The 25614-nt window shown below is 44.7% G+C and carries 19 protein-coding genes; 5 read left to right on the top strand and 14 right to left on the bottom strand.

What is annotated here, in order from left to right:
- Positions 1 to 765: 765 nt before the first annotated feature.
- The 6 genes from B0E43_RS19695 to B0E43_RS19670 all read right to left on the bottom strand — a co-directional run bounded on the left by B0E43_RS19695 (position 766) and on the right by B0E43_RS19670 (position 5019).
- Positions 766 to 1233 carry a nuclear transport factor 2 family protein gene (locus tag B0E43_RS19695; protein ID WP_077353027.1) on the bottom strand — a complete coding sequence of 156 codons (468 nt, stop codon included), beginning with the start codon at positions 1231 to 1233 and terminating at the stop codon, positions 766 to 768.
- A 238-nt stretch (positions 1234 to 1471) separates the two neighbouring features.
- On the bottom strand, positions 1472 to 2365 hold the full coding sequence (locus tag B0E43_RS19690) for a hypothetical protein (protein WP_077353025.1): 894 nt from the start codon (positions 2363 to 2365) through the stop codon (positions 1472 to 1474).
- A gap of 872 nt (positions 2366 to 3237) precedes the next feature.
- Positions 3238 to 3489 (bottom strand): hypothetical protein, encoded by a 252-nt coding sequence (locus B0E43_RS19685; protein ID WP_077353023.1) that lies wholly within the window; start codon positions 3487 to 3489, stop codon positions 3238 to 3240.
- 117 nt (positions 3490 to 3606) lie between these two features.
- On the bottom strand, positions 3607 to 3837 hold the full coding sequence (locus tag B0E43_RS19680) for a hypothetical protein (RefSeq protein WP_077353021.1): 231 nt from the start codon (positions 3835 to 3837) through the stop codon (positions 3607 to 3609).
- Positions 3825 to 4265: a DUF5675 family protein gene (locus tag B0E43_RS19675; RefSeq protein ID WP_077353019.1), complete on the bottom strand. Its 441-nt coding sequence runs from the start codon at positions 4263 to 4265 to the stop codon at positions 3825 to 3827. The genes B0E43_RS19680 and B0E43_RS19675 overlap by 13 nt, the downstream gene beginning before the upstream one ends.
- A gap of 7 nt (positions 4266 to 4272) precedes the next feature.
- The gene (locus tag B0E43_RS19670; protein WP_077353017.1) at positions 4273 to 5019 is read right to left on the bottom strand and encodes a hypothetical protein; all 747 of its coding nucleotides are present in this window, start codon (positions 5017 to 5019) and stop codon (positions 4273 to 4275) included.
- A gap of 24 nt (positions 5020 to 5043) precedes the next feature.
- Here B0E43_RS19670 and B0E43_RS23025 point away from each other — a divergent pair, with 24 nt between their 5' ends.
- Positions 5044 to 5193: a hypothetical protein gene (locus B0E43_RS23025; RefSeq protein WP_168171991.1), complete on the top strand. Its 150-nt coding sequence runs from the start codon at positions 5044 to 5046 to the stop codon at positions 5191 to 5193.
- Between the two features lie 8 nt (positions 5194 to 5201).
- Here the strand turns inward: B0E43_RS23025 and B0E43_RS23020 are convergent, their stop codons facing one another.
- A complete protein-coding gene (locus tag B0E43_RS23020) occupies positions 5202 to 5591 on the bottom strand; it encodes a hypothetical protein (RefSeq protein ID WP_168171990.1) in 390 nt (129 codons plus the stop codon).
- Between the two features lie 358 nt (positions 5592 to 5949).
- The gene (locus tag B0E43_RS19660; protein WP_077353012.1) at positions 5950 to 7314 is read right to left on the bottom strand and encodes a putative metal-binding motif-containing protein; all 1365 of its coding nucleotides are present in this window, start codon (positions 7312 to 7314) and stop codon (positions 5950 to 5952) included.
- A gap of 782 nt (positions 7315 to 8096) precedes the next feature.
- On the opposite strand from B0E43_RS19660, the gene B0E43_RS19655 reads away from it, so the two are divergent.
- Positions 8097 to 10700: a lantibiotic dehydratase gene (locus tag B0E43_RS19655; protein WP_077353010.1), complete on the top strand. Its 2604-nt coding sequence runs from the start codon at positions 8097 to 8099 to the stop codon at positions 10698 to 10700.
- 889 nt (positions 10701 to 11589) lie between these two features.
- Here the strand turns inward: B0E43_RS19655 and B0E43_RS19640 are convergent.
- Together B0E43_RS19640 and B0E43_RS22835 are read right to left on the bottom strand one after the other, a co-directional pair.
- Positions 11590 to 12324 carry a LytTR family DNA-binding domain-containing protein gene (locus B0E43_RS19640; protein ID WP_077353004.1) on the bottom strand — a complete coding sequence of 245 codons (735 nt, stop codon included), beginning with the start codon at positions 12322 to 12324 and terminating at the stop codon, positions 11590 to 11592.
- Positions 12290 to 12805, bottom strand: a complete 516-nt coding sequence (locus B0E43_RS22835; RefSeq protein ID WP_139352832.1) for a sensor histidine kinase — start codon at positions 12803 to 12805, stop codon at positions 12290 to 12292. The genes B0E43_RS19640 and B0E43_RS22835 overlap by 35 nt, the downstream gene beginning before the upstream one ends.
- A 1564-nt stretch (positions 12806 to 14369) precedes the next feature.
- Between B0E43_RS22835 and B0E43_RS19620 the strand changes: the two genes are divergently transcribed.
- Both B0E43_RS19620 and B0E43_RS19610 read left to right on the top strand, forming a co-directional pair.
- Entirely contained in the window at positions 14370 to 14816 is a 447-nt protein-coding gene (locus B0E43_RS19620) for a MauE/DoxX family redox-associated membrane protein (protein ID WP_077352996.1), read from the top strand.
- 922 nt (positions 14817 to 15738) lie between these two features.
- Positions 15739 to 15987, top strand: coding sequence for a DUF6520 family protein (locus B0E43_RS19610; RefSeq protein WP_077352992.1), 249 nt, complete (start codon positions 15739 to 15741; stop codon positions 15985 to 15987).
- Between the two features lie 35 nt (positions 15988 to 16022).
- Here the strand turns inward: B0E43_RS19610 and B0E43_RS19605 are convergent, their stop codons facing one another.
- From B0E43_RS19605 to B0E43_RS19595, 3 genes are all read right to left on the bottom strand, one after another.
- Positions 16023 to 17372, bottom strand: a complete 1350-nt coding sequence (locus B0E43_RS19605; protein WP_077352990.1) for a RagB/SusD family nutrient uptake outer membrane protein — start codon at positions 17370 to 17372, stop codon at positions 16023 to 16025.
- Positions 17373 to 17495: 123 nt separating this feature from the next.
- The gene (locus B0E43_RS19600) at positions 17496 to 20699 is read right to left on the bottom strand and encodes a SusC/RagA family TonB-linked outer membrane protein (protein WP_077352988.1); all 3204 of its coding nucleotides are present in this window, start codon (positions 20697 to 20699) and stop codon (positions 17496 to 17498) included.
- 12 nt (positions 20700 to 20711) lie between these two features.
- A complete protein-coding gene (locus B0E43_RS19595) occupies positions 20712 to 22631 on the bottom strand; it encodes a thioredoxin family protein (protein ID WP_077352986.1) in 1920 nt (639 codons plus the stop codon).
- 841 nt (positions 22632 to 23472) lie between these two features.
- Here B0E43_RS19595 and B0E43_RS19585 point away from each other — a divergent pair.
- Positions 23473 to 23691 carry a helix-turn-helix domain-containing protein gene (locus tag B0E43_RS19585; protein ID WP_371454729.1) on the top strand — a complete coding sequence of 73 codons (219 nt, stop codon included), beginning with the start codon at positions 23473 to 23475 and terminating at the stop codon, positions 23689 to 23691.
- Positions 23692 to 24263: 572 nt separating this feature from the next.
- Here B0E43_RS19585 and B0E43_RS19580 read toward each other — a convergent pair.
- Complete coding sequence (locus tag B0E43_RS19580) at positions 24264 to 25475, bottom strand: hypothetical protein (RefSeq protein ID WP_077352982.1); 1212 nt, start codon at positions 25473 to 25475, stop codon at positions 24264 to 24266.
- Positions 25476 to 25614: the final 139 nt, after the last annotated feature.

Raw genomic sequence — 25614 nt, 5'->3', positions numbered from 1 at the left:
TAATCCTTAACCTCCGGCTCCTTTCAGTCACCGGAGGTCATGAAAAGTGACGATCCTTCGGATCTAGAAAACCGTCTAGCAAATCCTCGATTTTGGGCCTTGAAAATTGCTCTGATCCTGGAAGCTCAGTAAGCTTCTATAATCCTTAACCTCCGGCTCCTTTCAGTCACCGGAGGTCATGAAAAGTGACGATCCTTCGGATCTAGAAAACCGTCTAGCAAATCCTCGATTTTGGGCCTTGAAAATTGCTCTGATCCTGGAAGCTCCGAAGGAGCCAAACCATTCATGACCGCGGGTGGAGCCCGTGGTAAAACGATTGACTTAATAGTTTTAGCCCCAAAGGGGTGAAACTCCTATTTATTAGCTCAAAGGTTAGTGAGGGGAAAACCAATTCATAAGACAATGGAATTACAATTTCCCGTGATAGTGGGTCGGATTGCAAATCCTATGATAGGGCCTCGACATTGCATCCCTATATTTAACGGGAGTCGAGGAACCGGATTCCAGTCCGGCTTCTGGAGAAGCAGGACAACAGGAGGCAGTCTGAAGACTGCATACAGGTAGGCACAAGTCGAAAGACTTGCGCCAAAGGGGGTTGTCGAGTTGTCGGGTTGTCAATTTTCAATGGACAAACTCAATTTTCTATGTTCAATTGTCTTTGGGAATTGATCATTGATGGTCCAGCTTCTGGAGAAGCAGGACAACTGGAGCAGGAAAACGGGAACGCAACGAAAACCTAGTTGTTAGGTACAGTTTTTTATTTCATTACCAATACTCAAAGATTCGAGATATTTTACCGTCCCTAAATTCAAAAAGTGTCATTCCTGGTTCTCCATCTTTGATTTCACCATCTTTTTTCTCCACAAAACTTTTTTGCACAACGACTGCGTTTAGCCCAACAATCTTGTTATGGATTTTAATATCCGTGACTTTTCCATCATAACCTCCATTTTTTTGGTTTCGGACATATCCACTATACAAATCCTCTCTTGTGTATATTCCGCCATATTTTGGATGAACATATGTAAAGTCGTCAGTGAAAAGTTCAAAAGTGTTGTCGATATCCTCTACTATGGAATTTGCTTGAAATATTTTAAGGTTTAAATCATAGTATTTATTAACAATTGTTTCCAAAGAATCCTTATGGGCTTTGGTAGCATCCTGCGCAATAATTTGATTGGATGCTAAAAGAATCAGGCAAATAGAAACCAATATTTTGAGATGTGTTTTCATATATGATTTTGATTGTTTTAAATTATGAATATCCGCAATGGTACCACTAACCTAATTTTCTTTGATTTTGGAGCAGGAAGACCGAAGACGGGAGACCGAAGTGGACTTCAATGGTAGATTTTGGACTCTTCATCTCGTTACTGGCATAAAAGCGGATATACATATTTTAAATTTTACCTAAGTGCCAAAAATAAGCGTAGTGCGGGATTTCGGACACTATTCCGAAAAGTGCAGGTAATTACTGTTGAGATCTTAGATTCTCAATAATTTTTGCATCTACCCAATATTTGTTTGATTCCCAATAGGTACTGCCATCTTCGTTTACTTTTTCTTCTGACCTATCAAAAGACAAGTATTTCCCATCAGGTGTGACCTTCGCTCCATTTTCTACTATTGCTGTATTTATCTTATCTCCCAAATTAATCGCTGCTCCCCAGGAACCATCTTTTTGTCTAAAACTAATGTAAAGGTCCGAAGCACCATATCCCTCTTCTCTCTCACTATCCCAAATCAAATAAGATTCATCAGGAGCTATAAACGGGTGAGCGGTCCATTGACCCGTGTTAATTTCCTTACCGAGAAGTTTGGGCTCTTCCCGTTTGCCGTCTATAATTCTTGACATTCGGATTCCGTCATCACTTTTATAGTCATCAAAAACAACAGTCCCTTTAGAAGATACTGAGATCACCATAATGCCCAAATCCTCCCTATCAAACATGGGGCCTAGACTTTTAATTTTGGACCATCCAGAATCTGTACGCTCTATGTAGTTCCATCTGGAGTATAAGATTTTACTATCGCCAGGATTAGGATTAAAGGTATACTTAGCAACGCGGTAATAACTTTCCTCTTGTCGATAAACAATAACAGCTGGTTCAAAAGGGTTGTTTCCTGAGTAAGTGAAGTAAAACTCTTTCATATCCAAAGAGTCCTGATTCCCTAATTTCCAATCTTCAGAAGTACTTTTATTAGGAACAAAAATTTCAGGAGTCAGTCCCGGTGGATTATACCCAAAGTATAGATTTTCCTCTGTTGAGGAATCATTCATTTTTGTTTCTGAATTCTCAGTTTTACAAGCATTTAAAAATAGTACAGACACCAGTGCTGAGAGTTTAATAATTTTATTTCTCATTGTTTAGTTTTGATTTAATTATCGCCAACGATTGGCAGGTTTAAAAAGTTGCGGAATTATATGCAGAACCTCGGTCAGTATGAACTACGGTTACTAAACAATGGTGGTGGGCATTCCAGGTTTTCGGGGTGTTGGGTTGTCGGGGTGTCCGCTGAAGCTGTTGTCGAGTTGTGGGGGACGGAAGACGGAAGACGGAAGTCGGAAGACGGAAGACGGAAGACGGAAGACCGATGTAGTCATCAGTGATCAGTCGCAGTGGCAATGTTTTCAAGTTGTCCGGTTGTCGGCTGCGAGTTGTCCAGTTGTCCGGTTATTGAGTTGTCGGGTTTTCAGGTTATCCGGATGTCGGGTTGCAAGCTGGGGTTGTCAGGTGGTCTAGTTGTCGGATTGCAAATCCTATGGAAGGACCTCGACATTACAAATGTCGAGGAGCAGGGATGAGCAGGTGTTGTCTGGTATTTAAGCTGGAAAACGGAAAGAAGGCTGAAGGCCTGACATTTTTATAGCCTAGGGTGCAGCGCTAGCGGAACCCTAGGCAAAAAAAAGATCAAAATCCATTGACCTCGGCGCAGAATTATAGATTGGAAAAAAGCAGTCGATGCCGAGGAACGGAGCGGGAATTTGAAAGGTTAAGGGTTAAGTCAAAAGACCTTGCACCACAGAGGATGTCCAGCTTCTGGAGAAGCAGGACAAAAGGAACAACAGGAAACACAAAAGAATCAAAGGGCACAAAAAGGGGGATGAGGAATACTGAATATCGAATGGAAAATATCGAATACTGAACATCGAATGATGTATATCGAACTGAGGGAAGGGAATAAAAAAACCGGGTAGGAATCCTGCCCGGGTTTAAGATTAGAAGCAATTGAAAGTTACTTCACCGCCTGCAGCAGCTTTTCTTCCAACCGGCTTTCGTCTACCGTCAGCTGGCAGATGCTTACCAGGATGGTGCCGGCGGTGATGGCATAGCCTGCGGCTTGCTGGATCAGTTCGGGAACCAATCCGGGGGCTGTCATGATGGCCATACCTACAGCGGCGATCAGGAGTCCTGCCTTTTTCAGCAGCTGGAAGAAGGGAGGGGTTGGGGCGAGAGCCCGGGTTTTTACTTCGCTTAGTAGATTCATAGTTGTTAATGGTTAAGTGTTAATAGTTAAGAGTTAATGGGAAGTGGTCAGTTTGCAGTGATCAGTGTTCAGTTTGAAGTGGTCAGTAATCAGTGATCAGCAGCTAAATTGAAGGAGTTAGGCATAGGGCTGGATCTTTCGGCTTTTGGGTACTTTGTCAGGTATTTGTAAAAGCGCTTTGATCAGGGCTTGTTCGCTTTGGAGGCGCACCATGACTTCCTTCATTTTTCCCAATTCTTTACTCATCTGCCTGAAATCCTGTATGAGGAGCTTCAGGAAATAGGCGATGATAGAAAGGAGGAGTCCAAAGACCCCTCCCACAATTGCCTGGACCATCAATCCATCCATTCGGTTTCGCAGAAGGCCAGGTTGAGAGCCTTGTCCGGACAGCTCCTTATCTCCAGACGAAGTGTTTCTCCAGCCTTGTTGGCTATACCCAGCGCATTCAGCAGTCTTCCAAAGGCCATTGTAGGTTTGGTTCCCTTCCCTTCGGAGAGGATTGACTGCACCGGGATGATGGTTTGCGGCATATCTACCTCCAGACCCTTTTGGGCGCAGATCACTCCGACAAATTCCCCTTTTGGGGACTTTTGGAGAGTCATCAGAGGCAGATGATCCTCCTTGCCCAGCAGGTATGACCCTTCGGGAAGGCAGGATTTCTTCGGGTTTCCGGGAATTTTTGGAGGCTCCAGGGTATGGCAGACCCAGCGGTCATTGACCGAGATCCTGCCATGTGTACTGGTGGGCCAGTATTCCCTTTCCAACAAAATCTTCATGACCGGATCAGGAGACGACCAGGATTTTGGCCGGGTTCTGAGTCAAGTCGTAGAGTTCGTATTTGGACCCGTTTTCCAGGACCTGGAGGTACTCGATTGCCAGGGCAAAGAAGTGGTTGGTACCGGGGACGGCAACCTTTGGGAGCACGAGGTCCAGGGGAGGATTTTCCGTCATCCCGATCAGTACTTCCCCGGAGGTAGCCGATTGGGAGGTATAGGTTTTGGCTGCGAAGTCGATATCCGCCCGGATCAGGGTAATCCTGAAGTGGGTGGTTTTTTCCACCGGCCGGATGTGAACAGCCGGCACAAAAGCAGGGATTGTAACGGTCACCTGGTTTGGGGCGTCGGCGATTCCGACCTGAATAAAGAGGGTATTTTCGATGGTGGACTGTGCGCAGAACTGGAAGTCCCGGAGGAGCTGCATGTTGCCGAGTTCGAATTTTCTGTCACCGCGGTTGCTCTGGATATCCGAGTAGATCACCTTCATGGCCAAGGAATAGAGGCGGTTGTGAAGGGTTCCGTCGGAGGATTTGAGGGCAAGTACCCGGAAGGCATCTTTGAGGAATTTGGATGCGCTAGCTGCGCGGTTGAATTCCTGGAGGTTTTCGCGGGTTCGCCGGAATCTGGGATCGTTGAGGATTTTTTTCTTGGAAACTCCGCCCTTTTGGCGGGCTTTGAATCCTGTTCGACCTTTATAGAAGGTGACATCGCCGATGGTACCTTCGAGTTTTAGAAAGCTTGATTGTTTTGCCATGTTCAGTTTGTTTTTTGGTGAAACATGACCAAATCTGAATTCGGGAAAGTGAAAATCAAACCGAATGTGGAATCTATGGATTCTGTGGATTCTGTGGATTTTGAGGAAATTATGGAATCGGTGGAATTTGTGGAATCTGTGGAATCTATGGACTTGACATGTATCTGGGGGTGATCCAAAACCTAGACTATATGTAGCTTTGATGCTACTTTGATGCTGCTTTGATGGTGCTTTGATGCCGCATTGATGGTGAGTAGGTGGAGGATATGGGATGTCGGATTTCGGATTTCGGATGTGGGATTTCGGATGTCGGATTTCGGATGTTGGATGTCAGATGTCGGATTTCGGATGTCGGATGTCGGATGTCGGATGTCGGTTGCGCGTTGTCGTGGTTCGATACTTCGGCGTGGTTCGACAGACTCACCAACCAGGTTATCACGTTGCCCGGTTGTCCGGTTGTCCGGTTGTCGGATTGTCGGGTTGTCGGGTTGGGACGGGCCCTGAAGGGGCCATTTGTAACAGCCGTGGGTGTAGCGTAGCGGAACCCACGGTAAAAAAAGATCAAAATCCATTGACCTCGGCGCAGGTGTATGGTTTAGAAAAAGACAGTCTTTGCCGAGGAACGGAGCGGGAAGCTTGAAAGGTTAAAAGTCATGCCTCTACTGGATTCGACAAGCAAACCAACAGGGCTCGGCAACCGGTGTCTAAGGTAAAAAAAGAAGTTGGGTGTGGTGTCGGATTGCAAATCCTATGGCGGGACCTCGACATTACAAATATCGAGGAGCAGGAGGAAATTGCGGTCCGTGTGGACACGAACCAAGGCATATGAAATTCTGGCTCAAGCCGGTCAATTAACTATGGCGAAGCTAAACAGTTTTACTGATCTTAAATCTTCTGTAAAACGTCGAAACGTTATTAGTTTAAAGTGGATTACAGCTTACACTTATTTTCACCAAAATCATGGATCGTGGGGTTATACATATTACCGTGTATAGATACTTCCTGTGTGTACCCTTTATTTATCAAATCTCCAATAGAACAGAGATCCACCAACTTAGAATTATTCCCAATCTCCAGTCGATGATTTGGAGTAGCTCCATCAGGATAGCCCATCGGTATTTTTAATCCTACTGATCTGACATTCTCAAGCCCCTGCAAACTTACAATTGAAGAATTGTTTACAATCCTTAAATCTCTTTGGACAGTCTCTATATTCGACAATCTATGCAGATTAATGAGTTTAGGACAATCCGTTATTTGAACATCAAAACCCATAAACGGAGCTGGATTTAATCCTTCAAGAGACTCCAAATTCAAATTATTTTGGATAACAACAGAACCACCAATAAAACTGGATTTATCCATCAAACCTTTCAGATTTTTTATGTTTGGACTATTGGTTAGCATGAAAACAAGCATACCACCAGGAGTAAATGATTCATCAAAAAATGCTTTCAAATTAGTATTATCCTTTAAAATCAGGTTTTGAACTCCCTGAACAGCCTTCAACATTTTTAGATCTACTAAACTTTCATTTTTAACAAGCAATAAATTTTGAAAATGTGTCACATTATTCAATCCATTGAAAGACTGGAGTTTGGGGTTATTCAATATAGAGACAGTGGCTGTAAATGATCTTATTTTTTCAAGTCCTGAAAAATCCACTAAAGACTCGTTATCATCCACCTCCATAGCATAATTAAAACCTTCAAGATTATCCAACCCTTGAAGGTTGACTAATTTATCATTGTTCCTGATGACTAGAATTTTACCTAACTCAACCAAGTTTTCCAGTCCCTTTAACGTTTGTAACTTGTAATTATTCCTAATAACCAATTCATCTGAAATTCTCTTTAGGCTTTGCAAGTAACTTATGTCTGTAATAGGGTCTTCCAAATTGATTTCTGAACCACCTATCTCCAGTCCCCCTCCGATTATTTCTTCAATGCATAGACTAGCGAAATCAATCACCTCTTGCTGGGAAGATAATTGAAGATATCCATCATAAACCCCAAGCTCCGCGCATTTATCATCGGAAGGATTACAGTTTTCATCAATTTCATTCCCGTAAATTTCCTGGGCCTCGGGGTGGATGGAAGCATTTGAGTCGTCACAATCTGTGCTGTTCAAAACATATCCGGCTTTATCTTCGCATAGATTTAGGGGGTGGTTCAGATCCCCAAACCCATCTCCATCATCATCCAGGTAATAGACTTGTTCCGGACATTCTGACTCAGAAGTACATAGACCTATAGAGGAAAGAATAAGAACCAAAAAAAGTAGATTTATTTTCATAGAAAGGGATTGCTGTGGCAGAATAGAACTTAAGTTCAAGTTTCAAATTTACAAGCTACTTCAGATATTCAAGCTCTACGTCTGAGAAATGGATTGACTCCTCCTAAAAAGAATTTAAAGGTTTAATGGGGAGTTGTGGCGTGGTGACTGGGGTTGTCGGCTGCGCGTTGTCAGGTTGTCGCCCTTCGAACTTCCCGACTCTCGTCGGTCAGGTGCTCAGGGTGACAGTGGATTTTCGGGTTGGGACGGGCCCTGAAGGGGCCATTTGTAACAGCCGTGGGTGTAGCGTAGCGGAACCCACGGTAAAAAAAGATCAAAATCCATTGACCCCGGCGCAGGTGTATAGTTTAGAAAAAGACAGTCTTTGCCGAGGAACGGAGCGGGAAGTTTAAAAGGTTAAAGGTTAAAAACAAGAAGTTGGAAGGTGTCAAAGAAGCAGTCTGAAGACTGCATACTAAAAAGCACAAGTCGGAAGATTTGCGCTAGTGAGGCGTAGGTGAAGGATATGGGATGTCGGATTTCGGATTTCGGATGTGGGTTGTCGTGGTTCGACAGGCTCACGAACCAGGTTGTCGGCTATGAGTTTTCTTGTTTCCGGATTGTAAATCTTAAAACAGGACCTCGACATTGCATCCCGATATTTATCGGGAGTCGAGCAACGAGGGAGTTAAGGTTCAGGCGCGAAAACACTTTGAAAATGATTGTCTGTAGTGATTTTAGGGTTGTTTATGACGTTGAATTGATTTTCAAAAACAATCCAGATAGAATGGCTCAAAAAAATTATGGACATTCTATTCCGAGCACCATTGTTTGATTTTGAGCCGTCTAGTGAACAAGAGATTGAGGAAAATTGGGATAAAATAGTAGAAGCGATTTCAGTTTCTTCAGAAAGTTTGTTTGAGGAAGTATCAGCTTTTCAGTATAGAGACCTTAGACCCTATGTCAAAAAAAAAGTATATAAATACATCTTAAGAGGGAGATATAGGGCAACTCCTTTTGGAAAGTTTGCGGCGGTGGGGATTGGTGGAATTGATGGCCATCAAAAAACCCAACTTGATTTGGATAAGGTAAATTCTCTTGAAAATGTTGCAGCAAAAGAAACCAATTCTGATTTAAAAAGTCTCTCCTATTTTTTAATCAATGACAGTTTTGAATCATGGGGTTATTTACGATTTCTTTCTTACCTCTGCGAAGACCGGCGTTGGGGATTGGTAGAGATCCCAAAAAATGAGACCGTTGAAATCCTGATCCAAAATTTAAAGAAGTCAAATTCGGTGACTTTTGAAACGTTTTCAAGTTGGTTTGAGGACCCCCGGGATGAAATGGCAGAGGAAATATGGGCGAAAATGCTGGAGCTGGGAATCCTTAATTGTGAGCAAAAAATCGAATCCTCCATTCGATCCTCCCAAAAAATCAAAATTGATCAGGTTTTTGAAGACCGGCTTACTTTGCCTAAAGAAGTATTTACAATCATTAAGCAATTCGAAGATACTGCGGGGCAATTATTCAGTCAAACAAAAAGTTCTTATTTTGATTCTCTGCGGGGTTGGTTTTCCGATAAATTTGATGACCGATTTGTTCCTTTATCACTACTTGCTGTTGATCATGAATTTCTGACAGGAAATTTTTTAAAGAGCAAAAATTTCGAAAAGGAAATTGATTCCATGATTGAATTCCCACCAAATTTTTGGACTTCTGAATCAATAGATTTAAGGTATTTTTTCGATTCCCAACCCATAAGTAAAGGTATTTTCGACTTACAGTTAGTCTTCAAGTCCGTTGGGAATGAATCCATTCAACTTGAAAATATTGTCTGCAACCGGCCTTTTGTTTATTTCGGAAGATTCAACAGGGATGGGAATATTTATAAAAAAGAAGTTGAAATCAAGAATCGAATTTTTCAAAACGGGGAAGTAATCTATGCTGAGCTTCGGCTTTTCGAAACGGAATCAGTGGATTCTATCTGTTTGACAAAGCAATTATTCACACAATATATTACCCCTCTTTCTGACAACTGTCCGGATGCCATCCAGTTAAAAGACATTGAAATGGGACTAGTTGGGGATCGATTTGTACTAGTCCACAGAACCTTGTTGAAAACGATCATTCCTGTGGTGACACATCCCTTAAACGGAAGAGAGATCAGTCACCCCATAATGCGTTTGCTATGGGAACTTGACCATCAGACGCAGTTTCGATTTTTCCCATTTACTCTATCCCGAAGGATAGATATCAGCTACATTCCCCGTTTGAGTTGGGGCAATATAATTCTTCAAAACCGAAGATGGATTGCCAGATCCTCCGCCATTTCCAATGAAATGGAATTAAGGAAGTGGCTGGAAAAGTCAGAGGTACCGAGCCCGATAGTGGCTGGATATATGGACAGGGAGCTACTCCTGGACTGGAAAAAAGAAATGGAGCTAAACATCCTGTGGTCGGAGTTGAATAAATGGGGAAAGGTTAATTTAATGGAGCCGACTTGGTTAGGGAAAAGTGAATTTGTTTCAACATGCGGAAAACCAATTTATCCGCAGTTTATAGCCCAAAAAAGTAAGCCAAAATTTGAACCCAATTTCCATGGACTTATTAATTCCATTGAGCATTGCGATCGAGATTGCCTGTATATATTGATTCGGGTGAATGAAGAAAATCTACTTGACTTTTTGACCTTTTGGTTTGACGAAACTATACTTGTTTTTTTGAACGCTGAGAAAATTAAATGGTACTACTTGGTTTATCCGAGTCAGAGCCAATATCAAATCAGGATTAGATTTTTGACTCTTACTGAAATCCAGCAAAAGATGTTGTTGAATATTAGTATTTCAAAATCAAGAAGTGACTTTCATCCTTTTGAAATTCGGCCTTACTACCCAGAAACGAAAAAATACGGAAGATCAGATTATCGAAAATCTGAATTGCTTTTTCATCTTGAATCATCTTTTTTGATGAAGCGGCCTGGAGATGGAGACTTAAAAATTATTGAATTTAATCCTACGGCAAATGCCGTGCTATTGACTGAATTGTGGGAATCCATGCTTTCAGCCCATCCAATACTGATACCAGTTTATCAGTGTTCCAAAGAAAAAGTAAATGCGTTGTCCAAACAAGAACTTAAAAATATCACGGGGATATGGCAGGAATTGATCAATTCAGAGACATTAGTGGAATACCAAAAGAAATGGATAAAAGTCTATTCCAAACTATTTCTGGGCCATTCAGTTCTTAAAGCCGGTGGAGAATTAGGATTAAGGCTAATCAATAACCACATCCACATGCAGGCCAATAGATTTTTTTTAAATGACAGGAAGTTATATGAGGATATGATTCACTTTCATCTGTATAAGCGCTTGGGAAAGGTGATTTATTCTCCAAAAGAGAAAGGGTGAAGTTGGTGGGTTGTCGAGTTGACCGCGGAGCTGTTGTCGGGTTGTCTTGGAAACGTTTGTCTAGGTGACCAATACTTCGACTGATCCGGCACCGGTGTTGAATGTGTTATCTGGTATTGAAGCTGGAAAACGGAAAGAAGGCTGAAGGCCTGATATTTTAGTAGCCTAGGGTGCAGCGCTAGCGGAACCCTAGGCAAAAAAAGATCAAAATCCATTGACCTAGGCGCAGGGGTATGATTTGGAAAAAAGCAGTCGATGCCGAGGAACGGAGCGGGAAGTTTGAAAGGACAAAGTTTAAAGGTTAAAAATTGGAAGTTAGGAGGTGTCAAAGAAGCAGTCTGAAGACTGCATACAAAAAGCACAAGTCGGAAGACTTGCGCTAGTGGGGCCCTGAAGGGGCCTAATCTTAATAACCGTGGGTGGAGCGCAGCGGAGCCCACGGCATAAAAAGGCAAAGGCTATTGATCTCGGCGCAGAAGTAAAGATTGGAACAGGGGGTCGATGCCGAGGAACGGAGATGAAGTTTAAGGAGTTGGAGGCTTTGGGTGAGGGTATTGGGACTTCTGATGTGTATTTCTTTTATGTCCTTTTGGCTTGACCCAAAAGGACCAAAAGGTCAAGACGCAGCAAAGCTCCTACCGCACAAGGCCGGACGCTGGCCCGCTGCTGCGTCGGGCCACCGCGCCCTTCAATCCGGGTTTTGGGCAAGGTGTTGGTCCTTTAATGAGTTACCGATTCTATCCGTTCAAATGGCGTGAAGTGGGTGGTTTATGAAATTGGAAGCTCTTGCAGAGTTATGGAGATGTCCAGCCCCGATTGGGATCGGAGGAGAAGCAGGACAACAGGAACATGAGAAAATTGAGGTTTGGCATGAGCGGCAGAACACTAATTAAACTATGGTTTTTGATTCCAGGTAGCTTGAAAAGTCTTTTCGGTATTCTTGTCCAATGGGAATTACCTGACCATTGAGCATGTGGCAGGCAGTAGCGTCAAATGATCTAATTTTCAGGTAATTCACTGCAAAAGAGCGGTGGACCCGATAAATAAAAGGGCGGTTAAATTTATTCAAAGTGTCTGAAAACCTGCTTCGCGTTCTAATTTGCTCACCGGAATCCAGAGTAATAATTGTGGTGACCTCATTTTGCTCCAAAAATAGGATTTCGTGAGGTCTTACAACGACCTGTTTGGAGTCACCCTGAAGTTTGATTAGGACTACATCCTCCTGGGATGGAAAATGAGCAGTCACAGGTTTGGATCGACCCAAGATCAGCCTGGCTTTATTCAGTGCTTCAGATACATCCAAAAACTGAGGCGTTTTATTGATAAAGTAGATTGCGTTGACTTTATATCCTTCCACACTGTACTTATCATAAGCTGAACAGAGAATCACCGGGAAATTTAGATGGACAATCCTTTTTGCCAGTTCCAGACCGGAAAATCCCGGCATTGATACATCGGTGATCAGGATATCGATTTTTCTATCATTCACTTCCTGAAGCGCAAACCATTGGTTATCCGAAGAAAATTCAATGTTATAATTCGGAATTTGGGAGATATGTTCAGCTAGCACTTTCCGTGCACCTTCTTCATCATCCAGTAGTCCGATCCGTAATATCTCTTCCATATCCTATTGTTATTTTAAGTTGGAATTCCCTGTCATTTTCTTCAATCTGAAGCCGGTAATCATTTTTAAAATGATGTGCTAAAATCCTGTCGACGGTGTTAATTCCAAATCCGGTGGAGGACACTACGGCGTCAGTGTCAGGAGAATTTTTTATAAAGAAGGTGAATTGGCTTTTTCCATCGGTATTTTCGGACAAATCCAGATTCAGGATACAGGGGTTGTCGGGCAAAAAGCAATTTCCATGTTTAAAAATATTTTCCACCAGGGTCATCAGCGTCCATTTGGGAAGTGGCAAGCGGCTTCCCAAATCAGGGTTCACCCTATTAGCCAATGAAAACTGAAGTTTGGCTCCAAATCTTTTTCTTTGAAAACCAATGTATGTTTCAATAGCCCTCAGTTCTTCAGTGAGGAAGTTGGGGCTCAGCGTTTCTTTATAGCTGTAGGAGATAAGTTCTGAGAATCTGAGAAAATCTTTAAACAAGGGCTTCGATAAGGGTAAGATTTCAGCAGCAAATTGGGTTAAAATATTGTTTGAAAAATGGGAGGAAAGTTGAAGGGATTTGTGCTGAATAGTAAGGGATTCATAAGATACTTCAAGTTTATCTTTTTCCTTTTGTGACTCACAGAAAATATAGAACCCCCAAATCGCGGACGTAAATATTTGAAAGACCAGCACCCTTATGAATTCAGTTGCAATCAAGTTACCAAGTACAAATTCTTTTTGGGATTGATTCAACAACTGGATTTTCAAGAAAATGAAAAGCCCAAAAAGAACAAGAAACACAAGTGATTGAACCCGCCATTTTTTTCTGAAAAACAGATTTGGCAAGATCACGAAGAACCAAAATTGGTTAAAAACACCACCCGCAAGATAGTGCAACGCGATATTTTGGAGGGATGTGAAACTTAAATTACCCGTAATTCTGGTCAGAACATCCATGCCGAGGTATGCTGTCCACAGTATCCACAAAGCTAGTACAGGCCTCCTTTTGAAGGTGGAATAGATGCTTTCTATCGCTTTATTGGTGCTGTTGATGACATTTTCTTGATTAAAGAACTGCCTTAGAATAGATTTCATATTCACCAAACGTAAATGATTATGATAAAAAAAGAAGAGAGTCAGCGTTGCAGTCAAGCACTTCAAAACAGCAAGGTTCGAAGGCTGACAGAAAGAAGTAAAGAAGGCAATAGGGTATTCACCACCAGTATTACCAGTGAATGCTCCACCACTATTACAAGTATTTAAAGAAGCTTATCTTATTTGCATCAGTGCTATGTGAGAATTGACAAGATGCAATTAAGAATTTTCCTGAAATCCAATTAAAAAGCTGATCAAAAGCATTTTCCGGATTGTCATTCCGGAGGAGTGAAACTCCAAACAAGGGTCTGATTAAAATCAGGCCCTTTTTAATGTTTCTTAAATAAAGTATCCAGTAACTCCTTGACTGGGATATTATGAAAATCGGCGAATTCTTGAATGGTCACAAGATTATGCTTTGACTTACCAACCGCTGTTTTGACTTCCTTTAATATTTTATAAGCATAAGATTTACTTCGACCAGTGAAAATCATAATATCCTGAGCATAGATAATTATTCTATTGTTCAGCATTTATGCATAGGACAAAAAAAGGCTAGTGCATTTTAAAGATGCATGCCCAACCGACACAGCCAGATTAAAATTTCCTCGCGAGAGTTATGAATATAGTTAAGTTCAATAAAAAAGGAAATAATTCTACTATTTTTTTTTGGTTCAGATTCTTGGAGATACTTGAAAACTTCGTCGAAAAGGAAAGAGTGGATATTCACTAAATCCCATCCAAGTTGAATTGATGGTTGTCTATGTTGTTTTTTGATGTGTTGGTGACGCATTCTGGCATTTGAGGAATCCTTATTCTGAAATTTAATGAGCTAAGATGAGTGACTAAAAAAATATGAGTATCGGACCACAGACCACAGCCGCGAACAAAAAGGCAGTCTGAAGACTGCATACAGATAGGCACAAGTCGAAAGACTTGCGCAACAGGTTCCAAAAATTCTGAAAATATGGAGAAGCTTTATCACTTGTTGGCGAAAAATAAAGGATTGGGTGCAAGTACACTTCTTATACTTGTTTGGACCTATACCGGAATGGATAAACTGGTCCGGTTTGAAGACAGCCGAAAGGCCTTCCATAACCAAACCTTCCCTTCTGAGCTTGCTGAACTATTAAGCTATACAATACCCGGAGTTGAGTTGCTGATTGCCCTGCTCCTACTCTTTTCAGTGACACGATGGTGGGGATACCTGGGCAGTGTCTTGCTGTTGACGGTTTTCATCACTTATGTGGGACTGATTTGGGTGGGAGCTTTTCCGAGGGTGCCGTGTAACTGTGCCGGAATCCTGGAAAGTTTGGGTTGGGCGGAGCATTTTTGGATGAATTTGATTTGTATTGGGATTGGAGTTCTGGGACTTCGATTGGAAAATTCAAAAATTGAAAAATTGGAAAATTGAGGTTGTCCGGTTGTCTGGTTGAGACGGGCCCTGAAGGGGCCATTTGTAAAAGCCGTGGGTTCCGCTACGCTACACCCACGGTAAAAAAAGACAAAGGCCATTGACCTCGGCGCAGGAGTATTGATTGGAAAAAGGCAATCCATGCCGAGGTACGGAGCGGGAAGTTTGAAAGGACAAAGTTTAAAGGTTAAAAATGGGAAGTTGGGAGGTGTCAAAGAAGCAGTCTGAAGACTGCATACCAAAAAGCACAAGTCGAAAGACTTGAGCTAGAGGTCCCAGGGTTAAAACCCTGGGCAAAACATCAGTTGTGTCTATGGCCCTGCATGCGGTTCACAAAAAAGCCCAAGGCGGGCCTGGGCTGATGAGGTGTTAAGGTTAAACAGGGGATTTATCAACTTCTCTTACAGCAATATAACTACTTACCAGTTTCTGTGCAATAGGACTTTAGTGGAAATTTCAAAGAATGAAAATGGAGCGGTGAGGTGTGATCACCGCTCCGCAGCCGAAAACTTGCAAGCAATGGCTGCCCTTCGACGCACTTCGACATGGTTCGACAAGCTCACCAACCGGGCTCAGTGACCTTGGTTAGAACTAAAGTTCTGTTGTCCGTGAGTGGCGACACTCACGGGGGCGAAAAACTAACTATATCCTGTCGTGAGTGAAGACACTCACGTTGGCAGAGCAATTCTAAAACCTTCGAGGTTGGAAAAACCTCAAAGGTTACAAAAAAAGGGGAAGGGAGGCTGTGAATCCCCACCCCAAAAAAATATGATAAAAGGAATCCATCTCTCTCGATGGCTGGAGTGAGAGACCAACCAATACTGATGGAATCCCCAGGGAGATGCCGAAAACCCTTTTCAGAGTAGGCGATTCAAGAAAACGGTTTTCCTGTTTTTGATCTGTTAAAAAACAGGGCAAAACGATGATTAAATTTCTCAAATTACTGCCTGCACTTGCAATAGTGCTGGCAGCAACTCTGGCTTTTGCTTTTGCACCTGCCCAGACTTCCGAGTATGGCTATGATGGCCAAAACTGGATCAACGTGACCGGCCTGACGCCGGGTCCCACTACTTTCCTGTGTAATGAAGACCCACAAGTCTGTACCCGGCAGGCAGCCAACCACAGTGCTCCTCAGGTTAAGCCGGGGATATTTGTGAACAACATGGATTAAGCCATGGGGGCGGGAAATCAGGTTTCCCGCCCTTTTTATTTCAAGAGTGGATTGTTGGCATATTCCCTATCAGGAATCGGAGTCGTATAGCCCTCTCCTTGCGGAAGTAAGACATACTCTTTTCCTCCAACCATTTTTCTAATAGTCACAGCAAATTCAGGGTCCTGATTTAGACGCCTCAAATCCATCCAGCGAATTCCCCTGAACACCAATTCTTTTCTCCTTTCCTCCAAGATTCGTTTCAGCAGCTCCTTCCCTACCAAGTTCAATGGCGAAAAACCAGCTGAATACCGGTTAACCAACAATCGGTTTAGGTCGGATAAGGCCAGCTCCTCTTGTCCTATTCTAGCAGCTGCCTCCGCCCGATCAAGAATCACTTCATCCACAGCCAAGCCTCCCCAGTCCTGATAATCACCGGAATACCTTGAAACCAAGTTGTACCGACCTGCTACCCGGCTTTCCTTAAACAGGATTTTTTTTCTCAAATCGGCAGATTCGTAAAGCGCATACAATGCCGGATCGACCCATTGTTCCCGGTAATAGGTGAAACCTGTTGTGGCCTGATTTGAATGGTAGATCACCTCCGAATTGAACCTGGGAAAGAAATAAGTACCCTGTGAAACCAGTGTCTTGTAATCCATCAACACTTCACTCAAGCCCAAGGCATGGCTGGCGGCTTCCAGGGCTTTGGGGTAATTTTGCATCTGAAGGTAGATCCGGCTTCTGAAAGCCTCGACAGCCCATTTGGAAGGTCTTGTTTTCTTGTCGGAGATTTCCGGTAAGTCAGCATAGGCTAGCTCCAGATCCTCCAGAATAAAATTATACACCTCTGACTGGTCGGAAATACCTGTTGCCAGATTGATGTCTGCGGAATGACGGATTGGAATTCCAGGCTGCGCCGGGATATCCGGATCGTAGGGTGGCGCGTAAACCTGCAGCAGCTGAAAGTGGCTCCAAGCCCGGTAAAACCTTGCGGATGCCTCCAGATTCAATGCCCGGTTCCGTTCTGCTTCATCAGCAGGAAGGAATTCAGCTAAACCATCCAACACCACATTGGCATAATAGATGGGTTGATATCCGTAAGTCCAGTCCACCCCATAATCGTTGACGGCATAGAAATCCCCCTCCCAGCGATAGGCACAAATTTCCTCCTGGTTCATTCTGGGCAATGCTGCGTCACCCAAAAGCATCTCATCGGCGGAGATCAGGGGAATCTTGGGGGAATAGTTCATCTGCCTGGGCTCGGCATCCAGGATAGCCTGGAATTCGGAAAGTTCTTCCGGAATGGCAAGTGACAGCTCGGGCTTCGCATCCAGAAAGCCCTCACAGGATACGGAAAGGATTCCCAAACCGAGTCCGAAAATTAGTCTAATCTGTTTTTTCATTTTTTCTAATGTTTGGTCCGGAGAGGGTGGTGGTAACCAGCCACCGGATTGCCAGGTATCGGGTTTATATCCCTATGAGAAAGTTTTTTTAAATACCTGCAATCTTTTACCCTCTCCGGAGGGTTAAAACTGAATGTTGATACCCAGGGAATAGGTGGATAATGCCTGGATGTTTCGGTAATCTGGATCTACCACATCCTTTGCCGACTTCCAGAGAATGCCAAGGTTATTGGCATAGCCATAGATTCTCATGGAACTGAATGGAAATTTGGTTTGCTCATTCTTTTGGAAGGTATAGGCCAGTTGAAGGTCCTGCAGTCTGACATGGTCTCCCCTTCTTACCCGACTGGCGTTGACCAGTTCAAAGGATGTCCGGGTTTCGTTGACCGTCAGTGGATCTGATGGTATTTCAGTGTGGAGTTCGTCTCCTGGATTTTGCCATCGTAGCGCATAGTCGGAATGGGTGATATTTCCCCTGTTGAGGGAGGTATAATTCACTGACTCCCTTCTAAACCAATACCCCAGACGGTAGGCCACGTTTACCGAAAACTCCCAACCTTTCCAGCTGAGCTGGTTGCGAATGGCTCCAAAATGCGTGGGGATTGCGGATCCGTGAAATTCCAGGTCTTCCAGTTTGGTCTGGTTGAGTATGGCAGCATAGTCCTTACTGGGCTCTCCGTCCAAATAACCTCTTGGGCTTCCATCCTGTGGATCCAAACCTGCGAAAGGATAACTGAATATACTGTACAGAGGAAAACCTTCTACCGGTTCGGGCAAGGTACCCGACCTTCCGGAAGAATAGGAAGCTACATTCTGCGGTCTGGGCTCGTTGGCGTAATAAGTGACTTTTTCTTTTACCATGGAATGAAACCAAAAAGCTGTCCAGGTGACCGGACCCCGGATGATATCACCGGAGAGGCTTAGGTCAAACCCATGGGTGAGTGTATTTGCGTAATTGCGATTTACCGTATTGTTGCCGGAGGAGGGAAAGTAGGGCTGGATGCCATACAGGTCCTCCCCTTCTTTTCGATAGCCTTCTACTGAACCCTGCATGCGGCCTTTAGACAGCTCCCATTCCAATCCGATATTGGCAATCCTGATTTTCTCCCATCTGAGCTGGGGGTTAGGCGGATTGAGCAGACTCATCCAGGGCTGGCCTACCCAAGGGTTGGTGTTGGAGCCAAAAAGCTTACCTGTGGTATAGGCCGTCCCAGCAGGGTTGGTATTGCCGTTGTAGCCCAGACTTGCTTTGACTTTTAAGAAGTCAATCCAGAAGACATCCAGCCAATCTTCCTCGCTAAGAATCCAACCCAAGCCAGCAGACCAGAGCGGTACCCGCTTTTGGTTGGTATCCACCCCATACAGATTAGATGCATCGGAGCGAAGCGATCCGTTGACCAGAAACTTGTCCCGGAAAATGTAACCCATATTGGCAAAAAGGGATACATATCTGTTAATGGTGCCCGTAGCTGTTTGCCCAAAAGGGACCTGTGCCCCCCATCCGGTATTGAGTTGGGGAAAGAAACTGACATAATCCACCGCCTGGGATATTCCGGTGTCGGGGTCAAAGCCGTAAGACCGGTTTTGGTTGGCGCTGTTTTGGAAATCCCTGAATTCAAATCCTGCCAATGCATTCCATTCGTGAGAAACGTGCTTTTTGTGGAAATTGAGTTGGTTTCGCCAAGTATGGCTGAAGCCGCTATAATCCGTAAAGTCCCTGATCCCGCCAGGAGGGATTCCATAGACGGGATTGACTCCCATAGCAAGTTTGGAGTAAAGGTTGACCAAATTTCTTGCGCTGTAGGAATCCAACCCGTTGATCTGTTCTTGAAAGCCGTTCTGAAGCCAATACTGGTAGCTGCTTTGAAGACTAAATCCCTCGGCTAGTTTTAGCCCAAGTCTCAGGTTGATTCTGGCTTCCCGGTCTTTTCTTACCAATGGAGACCTGCCGATTTCAGCAAGAGGCTGATAGTTCCAGTCCAGGGCTCCCAATTCCATGGACTGTGCTTTGAATCTGGGGTTGTAGTCCCTGAACACAGTTAAAGGATTGCCCTGTTCGTCGGCTAATAGGTCATAAGGGTAGAGGTCACCCAGATCCGGGAATCCGTCGGAGGATTCATTTGCAATCAGGTAAGCCCCGAGTTCCAAGTCAGCTCTTTCCTTCCAGAAATTCCAGTTCTGGCGGGTATTGAGTGTAAGCCGGTTCCTGCCTTTTTCCAGGTTGCTTTCTTTGTTGGTGTCGTAGCCCAATGAAAGCAGGTAGGCATAGCCTTTTGTGCCACCTGACAGGCCCATTGAATATTGCTGGTTGAAACTGGGCCTGTAGAAATATTCTGCCTGGTGCCTACGAACATCCCTTTCTCTGTATCCCTGAATTTTGGATTGTAATTCTGTGTCAGTGATCTCCCCTGCCCTGTGTGCATAGAGGTCTTCCACTACCGGGGAAACATCCCGTTGGTCATAGCTGTCGTACAGGTATTCGTAATATCCCTCGCCAAACAGACGCTGCTCGACATCCACGAAATCGGAGATATCCATCTGTGGCTGGTAAAAGGGGTCAAATGCCTGGCCCATTGTGAAATTGGAATTGAATGTGAGCTGAAGGGGCTGGGAAAAATCCGATTTTTTGGTCTTGATGACAATCACCCCGTTTCCGGCCCGGGCACCCCAGATGGAGGCAGCGGCAGCGTCCCGCAGGACGGTGATACTCTCCACATCGTTGGGATTGAGGTTTTCGACCGGGCCGTCGTAGATCATGTTGTCGACGACCACCAGAGGCCTGCGGTCCCCCATCAGGGTGGCATTACCGCGGATGCTGATGCTTTGTCCCGGAGGCAGGTCAGTTCTGTCCCGGTTGAAGATCAGGCCTGGGGAAACGTCCTCCAGTCTGTCCAGGATGTTGGTGCTTACCTTCCTGTTCAGCAGTTTTTGGTCCGCCTGGAAAAAAGACCCCGTGGCCCGCTCAGCCGGCAGATCCTGAAATCCGGTGGAGACTACGGTCACTTCTGCGAGTGTCCTGGTATCTTCCTGCATGGTGATTTCCAGTGGCTCTGCTGTCGGTACAGTCACCTTCACTTCAGTGGAAATCAGACCAATGAAACTAAAAGTGAGGAAATGTTCTCCTTTGGGAAGGCTGATCAGAAACACGCCGTCCGCATCGGTTACGGTACCGGTGGTGGTTCCTTTGAGTACGACAGTGACGCCGGGCAGGGGTTTCCTATCGGCAATCTGTAACACTTTTCCCCTGATGGGAAAGAGTTCCGCTTGTTGTGCCCAGACCCCACCTGTCAGGAGGAATGCAAGGCAGATGAATAAAATTTTTCGCATAGATAGATTGGGTTAAAGGATTGAATTGTTTGCATTGGATTGGTCAGTTTGGAGCAGGAAAAGGATCCGCGATTTGTAATCTTCATAGTCTATGGAGCTGAGAGAATGCGAAAGGACTTTGCCTTCTCCATCAAGCAGCATTGTGCGAGGAAAGCCGGTGATGTGGTAGCGGTTAAGCCATGCTTCCGATTGGTCCGATGGAAGATTCAGGTTGGTAATTTCAGGGCTGGAGTAGGCTGACAGCTCTGCTCTCCACAAATCCAGATCCCGGTCCACTGAGACTGCGATGACCTGAAGGCCCAATTCTTCTCCTACCTCCTGATAGAAAGGCCAGAGGTAATTGCGGAAATAATTGCCGCTATGTGTGCAACCTGAGAAATAGAAATAGAGCAAGGCTGGTTTTCCCTTGAACTCGTCGAGGGATATCTCAGCACCATCCAAGCCCAGAAAAGCCGCCGGAGAAAGGGGTACGCCCGGTTGGAAGGAAGCCTTAAGTGCTTCAAAACCGGAATCTACCATGGTGCCCTCCAGATAGGCTGCATATGTCTCCCACTCTTCGGGATCAATTCCGCCAAGCTGGAGCCGTTTGGTCAGGACGGAAAGCAGGAGGCGTTCTCTGACTGGACTTTGAAATTTTCCGGCTACCGATACCTCCACCGAATTTCCCTTGAGGGTCCGGTCCGTAACGCTCCTTTCTCTGGCAAGGTCCATTGCACCGGGACTGAGGCCCTTGGCCAACACCTCCGAAAGGTCTGCATCGAGCTTGGAGAGGACTTCCGGCATAGCCGCTTTTGCCCTGCGGGCAGCCGTGCTGTCGCCGAGGGCCAATGGCATGGCATAGTGGTATTTTCTGAATGTAGCCAGATGGCTTGCGTAGAATTTACCGAGCAATTGGGATTCGAGCAGAGCGAAGCTGTCCGGGGGGATCCGTCCCCGGAAGGCCTGGAGGGCAGTCCAGCCCGGAATCGCAGTTCTGGATGTGTCCAACAAGACTGAAAGCTCTATGTCGAGGCCGTCATGGCCAAACTCATAGATGGAAATCCTCGCCCCAAACACGGTATCCTGGGCTTCCAAGCGGGATCTGTTATCCTCCCTATTCAGCAGAACTTCTTTATTATTCTCCAACAGGGTACGGCTGGCCCCAAACTTAGCGGCCGCCTGTGCGCGTTTGACTGCATATTGGGCTTCAAACCAAGCTGCCTGAGGCCCGGAAAAAACGATGGCAAAGTCCTGGAGGTCGGCACCGATCTTGATGCTGTCGCCGGGGTAGACCAAGTAATCCCTGAGCAGGGAGCGCTGCCCGATATCCATGCTGAGCAGGGCCGGACCTTCTTTTACCGGGATCCTAGCCTGGAATTTTTGAACACGGGGGTCGAGGACCCCGTCAAAAAAAGTCCCGTGCGTCAGGACAGGCTGAAATGCGGTGTCCCTCAGGGCCAAGCCCTGGGAAAGAAACACCTCGCTGTAACTGAGCTTGAGTATCCCGAGAGAATCCGGATTGATGAGTTCTCCGTAGATCAGGACGGAGGGGGGAGACGGGAGAGTTGTCTGGTTGTCTGCTGAGGCTGTTGTCCAGTTATCCGGTTGTCGGGTTGTACCCCCCGGCCCCCTGAAGGGGGAGAAACTGGCTTGCTTGGTTGTCGGATTGTCTGCTGAGGCTGTTGTAGGGATGTTAAGTCCACTGTTAACAGTCCACGGTCCACCGCTGTGCAGTGGATGGCTGGAGACTTCTGCTCCATCATTAAACTTGAGGAAAGTATCGGAGAGGGTCTCCCCTCCCCGATGGGTGTCTCCTGAATGCGGGGAGACGGTGGGGCCGGCGAACCTATGAAGAAGATCGGCCCCGGGTGACTGAACAACTTGACTCAGTACCGGTGGGCTTCCATACAGACATAGCTGTATCAGGAAGCATGTGAATAGAATTTTTTTCATGCTTTTAGGTTGTTAGAAGCTGGGCTTGGTCAACGGTCAACGGTCCACAGACGACGGTCCACTGCCGTGCGGTGTCAGGCTGAGCGAAGTCGAAGCCAATACCGTTCTTGGTTCTCGCTTCTTGTCTCTAAAAAGACAGACCTCTCCCACCCGACCTCGATCTGGCCAGCTTTAGGTTAAGAAATGGATAATGGGATAAGCGCAAATTCCTCTGCAGTGGAAGGCTTATCGATGCTTTGGTCAAAGGTCCACAGACCACAGTCGACAGCTGCTTTCGTCACTCCCAGATTAGTAGTGGTAGTCCCGTCGGAGTGTACAAAGTCCGCGCGGAAGCAATCCGGGAGAAAAAGTGTTAAGTTTTAAATCGGGTTCTTGGGCTTCAGGGGAAAGAGGCGGTCAAAGACAGACAATTCCCATAATTGAGTGGGCAAAAAATCATTACATGAAAATTCTAGCGTCTGCACGCAACCTGGCAACTGCACAGAATTTCTTAGGGCTTGTGAAGTGAAGTGTGATGCAACCAGATTTTTCATGTTCTATGATTCTTTTGAGAAATATTCTAACAGCTTGAAGATTTCTTTAATGTCATTTAGCTGTACCTGATCGCTTGCCTGAACCTCTATCCGGTCTAATAACCGAATTAATGATTCTCGAAATCTAGACGTCTCCTCCTGATCCAATTGAAGAGAGAGGCCGCTGAATTGGGTGTCTCCTTTATTTCTATCTTCCTTCATATTGATTTTAAGCAATAATATATAGAATTTCTATATTATTCAAGAAATAGGATGAAGATTTTCTACATTTATTTAAAGATTTTTTACTTTAGTATAAAGAATATCACATGATGACCAGATTGGGAGAAATTTTTCAAAAGAAATCAGTTAATAAAGCTGAAGTAGCACGAAAAACTAGGCTAAGTGACGCGAGAATTGGGCAACTGACAAAAAATCCAAAAACCAAACTTACCGCGGCGGAACTTTACCTAATCGCAAAGGCTATCGACGAGGATCCATGCAAGTTACTGGAGTATGTCTGCCAAGATTTGGAGTTAGGTAAGTGAAAATTATCCCTATGAATTCCAACCAAAAACTAGAAGGTGCAAGTAAACTTGGAGTGAAAATCCGAAATGATTCTTCTCTAAGTGCGAATTCGAAAAAGGTCTTATTCCCAGAAAAACTTGAGTTTGCCAACAAGGTGATAGCAAATCTTAAGTGGAAGGTGAATGGAAATCAATAAATTTTTAAATAAAAAAGGAACCAAATTTGGTTCCTTTTTTACTCTCCAGGGAACAGGACATCCCTTCTTTAGGTTCTTACACTTCTATTCGTTGTCTGGTTGTTCTGTTTTAGTGGCCAATTGTTTAGGGTTAGGAGCTAAGGGTTTTCGGATGCTGGATGATTGATGGTTTGATACTGGATGATTGAAGGTGGATGTCCTTTTGGCCTGTTGTCAGGTTATCGGGTTGTCGGGGGGTAAGTGCGAATGAAAACCTTCGAGGTTCTACCCAATTAGACTTGGAGAAAAAATGAACTAGGATGTCGTTCGTTGTTAAGCGTTAAATGTTAAAAGTTAAGGGTTGAAGGAGTGGTAAGAGGGAATGAAAACCTTCGAGGTTTGAAAAACCTCAAAGGTTTAAGATTCGACTTCGGCGAGGCGGCGGCGTTCTTCTTCGACGATGCGATTGTAGATTTCGCCACGTTTTTTTATTCTGTTGGTTTTTTGCCAGTCCAGGAATCCTACAATTACAAAAAGCATAAAGTACATGATCTGGCTTTTCTGCCGGATGATGATGCCCAAATTGGACATTACAAAGGTCATGGAGATGGAGATGGAGATAAAGACCACCCCTGCCATTTTTACCATGGCTGGAGCAACTTTTATGTATTTGATAAAATCCTTATTTACGATTCTGCTGAACATGTAGATGTACAGCGCATTCTCCATGGAAACCACCAGGCCTATGGCATTGGGTGAGTCGATAAAAAGTGGCCGGAACCAAAACGTAAAGAGCTTCATGGGCAAGCTGTAATTGGCCATATCCACTGCAGAACCAGCCGCCTGAAGACGCTGGGAGTTTAAAGCAGACTCTTCCTCAAAACTCTCCACAACATTGTTTGGATCATAGCCTAAAAATACCAGCAGGTCCTCGTAGACAAAAACACTCATCCCAATTGCAAATATTACGACCATATACTTCTGGTAGAGCGGAACCTTTTCCCTGCCCAAAACAAAGCCTACCCCCATGCCAATCAATACCGCAAAGAGGATATGAGGGCGGATCATGTAGCAGATAAAACTTCCAATTCCGATATGCCACATCCGCTTGGCTGGCCAAGAGAGCCCGTAGGTCAAAATGGCCAAACCGGCAAAGATATAAGCTCCTTTTCCGAGTGAGGCAGTCCAGAAGTGCATATTCGGCAAAAACATAAAGATGGTGATTGCATCCCAACCCTCGAATTTCGGATTAAAGCGCAGGTTTTCCTTCATAAAGAGGTAGAAGTAGACAAAGCCCCAGAACCCCACCCAGGTACTGAAGAACATCATCATGTCGTAGTTGAAGCCCAGCCATTTGACAAGTGGGAAGTTTACCCACTCAATGAATAAAGTACCGGGTTCAAAGGCTTCAAACCAATTTTGGTAATGTCTATAACTGTAAAAATAGCTAATTGAATCAGAACGAAAGAATTGTGAATAGGTCCAATAGACCAGTCCAAAAAACATGTGATACCAGTACATCTGGTTGAGCAATCCGGCTTTGATCCATTTGTGCTCCTTCTGCAGGTTGCCCAGGATAGGTTGGGAGGCGAAGAAGAGGAAAAGTACTAAAAGGGCGGCTCCGAGCAAGGCGTCAAGGGTTTGTTATGGTAAATATAAATGTTTGGGGTGGAAAGGGTTAATTGTTAAGGGTTAATTGTTAAGGTTGGAAGTTGGAGGTTGGAAGTTGGAGGTTGGAAGTTGGAGGTTGGAAGTTGGAGGTTGGAGG

Source organism: Algoriphagus sp. A40 (genome assembly GCF_002002735.1).
Lineage (GTDB): Bacteria > Bacteroidota > Bacteroidia > Cytophagales > Cyclobacteriaceae > Algoriphagus.
This window is presented reverse-complemented; position numbering and strand designations above follow the sequence as displayed.